4 protein-coding genes and 1 pseudogene are annotated in these 4787 nt (G+C 74.5%); 2 read left to right on the forward strand and 3 right to left on the reverse strand.

Annotation, left to right across the window (positions count from 1 at the left end; translation table 11 throughout):
• Both EAO70_RS37205 and EAO70_RS37210 read right to left on the reverse strand, forming a co-directional pair.
• Positions 1-343, reverse strand: a pseudogene (locus EAO70_RS37205) (hypothetical protein); the annotation flags it as partial.
• A gap of 193 nt (positions 344-536) precedes the next feature.
• Positions 537-1274: a beta-glucanase gene (locus EAO70_RS37210; RefSeq protein WP_402112767.1), complete on the reverse strand. Its 738-nt coding sequence runs from the start codon at positions 1272-1274 to the stop codon at positions 537-539.
• A gap of 300 nt (positions 1275-1574) precedes the next feature.
• Here EAO70_RS37210 and EAO70_RS37215 point away from each other — a divergent pair, with 300 nt between their 5' ends.
• Together EAO70_RS37215 and EAO70_RS37220 are read left to right on the forward strand one after the other, a co-directional pair.
• On the forward strand, positions 1575-2615 hold the full coding sequence (locus tag EAO70_RS37215; RefSeq protein ID WP_148007177.1) for an NAD(P)-dependent alcohol dehydrogenase: 1041 nt from the start codon (positions 1575-1577) through the stop codon (positions 2613-2615).
• 311 nt (positions 2616-2926) lie between these two features.
• Entirely contained in the window at positions 2927-3301 is a 375-nt protein-coding gene (locus EAO70_RS37220) for a VOC family protein (protein WP_148007178.1), read from the forward strand.
• A 61-nt stretch (positions 3302-3362) separates the two neighbouring features.
• Here EAO70_RS37220 and EAO70_RS37225 read toward each other — a convergent pair whose 3' ends face one another.
• Positions 3363-4691, reverse strand: coding sequence for an amidohydrolase (locus EAO70_RS37225; RefSeq protein WP_148007180.1), 1329 nt, complete (start codon positions 4689-4691; stop codon positions 3363-3365).
• Positions 4692-4787 lie beyond the last annotated feature (96 nt).

Raw genomic sequence — 4787 nt, forward strand, 5'->3', positions numbered from 1 at the left:
CGTCGGGGGCGTCGGCCGAGGGGGCGGTCGCGACGGCGCGGAGCAGCGCCTGCTCGGCGAGGGCGCCGAGTTCACCGGTGACGGCCAGGGCGCCGTCGGACCAGCCCGACGCGTAGCCCTCCCCCCGCTCGTCCGCCGTCCCGTGCGGGGCGGCGTCCCGCCGGGCCCCGGCGATCTCCTCGTGGGCGAGGGCGAGCGCGCCGGCCTCGACGAGCCCGATGAGTTCCTCCGCGTCGCCGGTGTAGACCCCCGCGCGTGCGAGGAGCTGGAGGAGGGTGGTCTTCGCGTTGAGGACGCTGGCCGCGTCCAACTGCTGCTGCCGGCCCTCGTCGGCGGTGGTCATGGGAGGGTCCTCCTCGTCGTACGGGCGGCACCGTGCGGTGCGCGGAACGCTCGCTTCGAGCCTACGCAACGACGATTCCTCCGGGGCCCGCATCCCCCCTCCTCCCGCGCGCGTCGCCGACGGCCCGGACGGCGCGGAGCGGCGTGGAGCGGCGTGGACCCCGCCGCCCACCCGGCGGACCCGCGCGACGGGATCAGTCCCGGTACACGCGCAACTGCGCCACCTCGTACGACATCGAGGACACCGAGGGGTCCGGCGCCGGGTGGTAGCGGCCCGCGCAGACCGACAGGTTCACGATGAGGTGCGCCCGCCAGGAGCGCCCCACCCCACGGCGGTCGTCGAAGACCCGGGCGCCGTTCACCCACCACACCACGTTGCGCGCGCCGAACTCGACCCGCAGGTCGACCCAGGCCCCCGGGCGGATCGCCGGGTTCCGGTAGTACAGATGGCGGGACTTGATCCGGTTCGACAGCTCCAGCAGGTCGGGGTTGTCGGGGTGGTACTCGAAGACGTCGATCTCCTGCCCGCCGTCGAGCCAGGTCCAGATCGCCGGCCACGCCCCCGTCTCGACCGGCAGGCGCACCCGCGCCTCCAGGACGTCGTCGGCCCGCACCAGGAAGGCCTCGGCACTGCCCTCCGTGGTGAGCAGGCCCGCGTCCCACTTGCCGTCGGGGCGGCGGGTCGCCCGGAAGACCCCGGACCTGCTGTACGCGGGGTCCTCCACGAGGTGGTCGAGCTTGTTGTCGCCGGGGTTGGTCGGTCCGCCGCCGGGATAGGCCCAGGAACGGCCGGCGACCCACTGCGCGGTGGAGGAGAAGTCCGCGTCGAGCACGAGCCTCCCCGGTGAGCGCGCGGGTCCCCGGGGGCCCGCCCCCGGGCGGCCGTCCGAGCCGCGGCGTCGGAACAGTCGGTCGAAGAGATCGGACAGCACGGCACGCTCCTCTCGCGCGGGCCGATCGGCCCGTCGACGATCTGCCCGGCCCGGGATCGTCCATGCGTGCAATGCGGCTTATTGGCGACAAGTCGTCAGAAGATCCGCTGTGCGGTGTGAGGTGGCGATACCGGAGGAATATCCCGTTGAGGGGGTGGTAGGTGTACGGTGCACATAGGGGCGTGGGCCACCGCACCGGGCGGCGCGCCGGGGACGCGACCCGGGAGGTGCTCGGCGCCGAGCACGGGGGCGGCCGGTCCGGGGCGCACGCGCACGACGACGCACACGAGAGGACACGCCATGAAGGCATTGCAGTACCGCGCGGTGGGCGCCGCGCCCGAGGTCGTCACCCTCCCCGACCCGGAGCCCGGACCCGGCCAGGTGCTCCTGAAGATCACCGCCGCCGGTGTCTGCCACTCCGACATCGCGGTCATGAGCCTGCCCGCCGAACAGCTGTCCTTCCCGCTGCCGCTGACCCTCGGCCACGAGGGCGTCGGCACCGTCGCGGCACTCGGCGCGGGTGCCGAGGGCTTCGCCGTCGGCGACGCGGTCGCCGTCTACGGCCCCTGGGGCTGCGGCAGCTGTTCCTCCTGCGCCCAGGGCAAGGAGAACTACTGCCTGCGCGCCGCCGAACTGGGCATCAGGCCGCCGGGGCTCGGCGCCCCCGGCGCCATCGCCGAGTACATGATCGTGGACAGCACCCGCCACCTCGTCCCGCTCGGCGGGCTCGACCCCGTCCGGGCCGTACCGCTCACGGACGCCGGCCTCACCCCGTACCACGCGGTCAAGCGCTCCCTCCCGAAGCTGGTCCCCGGCAGCACCGTCGTCGTCGTCGGCACCGGCGGCCTCGGGCACGTCGCCATCCAGATCCTGCGGGCCACGACGGCGGCCCGGGTCGTCGCCCTGGACGTGACCGAGGAGAAGCTCGCCCTGGCCCGTGCCGTCGGCGCGCACGAGACCGTCCTGTCGGACGCCGGGGCGGCCGCCGCCGTGCGCGAACTGACCGGCGGACGCGGCGCCGAGGTGGTCCTCGACTTCGTCGGCGCCCCGCCGACGGTCACGGCGGCCGGCGCCATGGTCGGCGTCGAGGGCGACGTCACGATCGTCGGCCTCGGCGGCGGGACCCTGCCCGTCGGGTTCGGCGCCCTGCCGTACGAGGTCTCGGTCGCGTCCCCGTACTGGGGGACACGGGCCGAACTGATCGAGGTGCTCGACCTCGCCCGGACCGGAGCGATCGACGTGCACACCGAGACCTACACCCTGGACGACGCCCCGAAGGCGTACGAGCGCCTGCACGAGGGGCGGGTCAACGGCCGGGCGGTGATCCTTCCGAACGGCTGAGCCGCACCGGCCGTCCCTCGCTCGAACCCCTCGCCCCCGCACCGTGCCCCGCGCTCACCCGGCCCTCCCGGGCGGGCCGGCCGGGAGGGTGGCTCGAAATCCCTTGTCCCCACCTGGGTGATCAAGTAACGTCCCCGGCGTGAACACCGGACCGGCGATTCGACGCCATGCACAGACGGGCCATCCGGTGGACGACTGACCGCTCCGTGGGTGCGTCCCCCGCGCCCCCGAGGTTCCGCACGCGGACCCCCCCAGTGCCCAGGCACTGCGACGAGTCCCTTTCGTGTCGAACCAAGAGCGAGGTCATCCCCATGGCAGTCACGTTCAACCACACCATCATCGCCGCGAAGGACCGCCACGCGTCCGCGCGGTTCTTCCGGGAGCTCCTGGAGCTCCCCGAGGCCCCGTCCTGGGGCCCCTTCGTCAACGTCCAGCTCGCCGACGGCGTGCTCATCCAGTTCGCCGAGCCCCCGGTGGAGATCCAGATGCAGCACTACGCCTTCCTCGTCGACGACGAGCTCTTCGAGCGGGCCTACGCCCGGCTCCGCGAGCAGGGCGTCGAGCACTGGGCCGATCCCCAGATGAAGCGGCCCGGCGAGACGAACTCCGAGCACGGCGGCCGCGGCGTCTACTTCAAGGACCCCGGCGGCCACGCGTTCGAGCTGATCACGCGGCCCTACCTGTAGGCCGCCGGCCGCCGGCCGGGCACCCGCACCCACGGGTGCCCGGCCGGCCCGGGCCGCGGCCTCAGGCCAGGAACTCGCCGTCCCGGGCCACCACCACGCCCCCGTGCACCACCAGATCGCGGCGGGGTATGTCCACCACCACCTGCGGCAGGCACTCACCCCGGACCAGGACGAAGTCGGCGGGTGCACCGGCCCGGAAGTCCGCGTGCGCCAGGCCCATGACGTCCGCGCCGCCGTGCGCCGCGACCTCGTAGCAGCCGGTCAGCTCGTCGTCCAGGCGTACGTCCGTCACCCAGCCGAGCAGGTGGGCGCGGTGCATCATGTCGGCGTTCCCGAACGGGCTCCACGAGTCCCGCACGCCGTCCGAGCCGAGTCCGACCCGCACCCCGTGCTCCCGCAGGCGCTCGATCGGCAGGACCAGCGAGTCGGAGGGGGCGACCGTGGTCAGCGCGATGTCCTGGTCGCCCAGGTCGGCCGCGATCGCGCCCAGTTCGAGGTCCGACAGGCCCGGCAGACAGAAGACGTGGCTCACCGTGACCCTGCCCGCGAGCGACAGCGCCCGCGTGCGGTCCACGATGCCCCGCATCGCCTTCATGCCCTTCTCCCCGCGATCGTGCAGGTGGATGTCCACGCCCACGCCGTGCCGGTCCGCGATGCCGAACACGACGTCCAGCTGGTCGTCGAGGGCGCCGTCGAAACCGATCGGGTCGATGCCGCCGATCATGTCGATCAGGCCCTCGCGCGCCGCCCGTTCGAGGAGCGCGGCCGTTCCCGGCGTCCGGATCACCCCGTGCTGGGGGAAGGCCACGATCTGGACGTCGAGGGCGTGCCGCAGCCGCTCACGGGCCTCGGCCACGCCCTCCACCCCGGCGAGACCGTACGCCGGGGCGACGTCGGCGTGGGCGCGCATGCCGCGCGTGCCCCGGGAGACGGCGTGCGCCATCAGGCCGTACGCCCGCTCCGCGACCGGGCGCCGCTGGCTGCGGAACAGCTCCACGTCCTGCGCCACGTAGTCGGCGATCCCGCTCGCCGGCCGCCGGGACACCCAAGAACCGCCCCAGGTCGTCTTGTCGGGATGGATGTGCGCGTCCACCAGGGACGGCAGCGCGATCCGGCCGCCGCCGTCGACGACCTTCGCGCCGTGCGGCGCCGGGCGGTCGGAGACGCGGCCGTCGACGACCACGAGGTCCCTGGCCCGTGCCGCGCCGAAGGGCCGCACATCGCGGAAGACGACCGCCCTCGACCGGTGCCCCGGGGCGCCCGCCGTCGCGGCTCCGGCGGTCGGGGCGGCGACCCCGGCGGCTCCGGCGGTCGGGACGGCGGCCTGCGCGGGCCCCGCCGCGGCGCCGGCGGCGGTGGTTCCCGCCAGCGCCGCGGCCCCCACCAGCATCGTCCGGCGCGAGAGGGCGCCGTCGACGGGTGCGGACGAGGGCCTGGGGGTGGGGATGGACTGCATGGGGGAACTCCTTCTCGGGGTGCGGTTTGC

Source organism: Streptomyces sp. adm13(2018) (assembly GCF_008042145.1).
GTDB lineage: Bacteria > Actinomycetota > Actinomycetes > Streptomycetales > Streptomycetaceae > Streptomyces.

Bases quoted from the DNA above. Each gene is read 5' to 3' on its own strand.
- EAO70_RS37220 (WP_148007178.1), top strand. From the start codon at position 2,927: ATGGCAGTCACGTTCAACCACACCATCATCGCCGCGAAGGACCGCCAC.
- EAO70_RS37225 (WP_148007180.1), bottom strand. From the start codon at position 4,691: ATGCTGGTGGGGGCCGCGGCGCTGGCGGGAACCACCGCCGCCGGCGCC.
- EAO70_RS37215 (WP_148007177.1), top strand. From the start codon at position 1,575: ATGAAGGCATTGCAGTACCGCGCGGTGGGCGCCGCGCCCGAGGTCGTC.